1 protein-coding gene is annotated in these 887 nt (G+C 54.7%); it reads right to left on the reverse strand.

All coding sequences use genetic code 11. The features are described 5' to 3' along the window. Positions 1-887 (reverse strand): HD domain-containing protein (locus RCF13_RS23395; RefSeq protein WP_308141575.1); only part of this gene is annotated, 887 nt, incomplete at both ends.

Consider the following 887-nt stretch of genomic DNA (forward strand, 5'->3'; position numbering starts at 1 on the left):
GGCCGAGAGAACGCCAATTTTACGCAAGTGGTTGGACAGCTTGAGCCTGTCCGCGAGCGCATTGACGGGACCCATACCGAGTTCCTCATGCCCGAGATGTGACGGCAGGTTTTCGTCTGGGGTCAAAGCCTTGCCGAAATCATGCACGAGCGCACCAAATGTGATCAAAGGATCCCCGAAATGGCTGGCAGCAGCATCGACCACCATCAAGGTATGAGAGAAAACATCCCCTTCCATGTGATGCTCGGCGGGTTGGATTCTTCCCTTAAGGGCGGCCAACTCGGGGAAAAGTGTGGTGAGAGCACCAAAACGGTCCAACTCCAGGAAGAACGTCGATGGCTTTGGGGTTGTGAGGGCTTTGTAGAATTCGAGTGCAATACGTTCGGGGGTGAGATGATCCAGTTTGCCTGTCGAATGGATTTGGCGGCAGAGAGCAACGGTTTCGGGCGCAACAGAAAATTCCAGTTTGGCCGCTAGTCGGGCAGCTCTCAAGACACGAACAGGATCGTCACAGAATGCCTCGGATGTATGGCGCAAGCGCTTGGATGTGATGTCATTCAAGCCGCCAAACGGATCGATAATGTTCCCATCTGGATCCATGGCAATTGCATTGCAGGTAAAGTCTCGATTGAACAGGTCGTCGGCGATCGTAATCGAGGTATCAAAGGCAGTCGTGAATTCCTGGTCGTTCTGCACAGACTTGCGCATGGTACGGGCCAAAGCGTATTCGTCGCCTGTCTCGGGGTGAAGAAAGACTGGGAAGTCGGCGCCGACACTTTTGAATCCAGCAGCAATCATGTCGGCTGGTGTCGCACCGACGACGACATAGTCGCGGTCAGTCGGCTCGCGAAACATCAGCAGATCGCGGACCGCGCCTCCTACGAGAA

Source organism: Stenotrophomonas maltophilia group sp. RNC7 (assembly GCF_030910085.1).
Lineage (GTDB): Bacteria > Pseudomonadota > Gammaproteobacteria > Xanthomonadales > Xanthomonadaceae > Stenotrophomonas > Stenotrophomonas sepilia.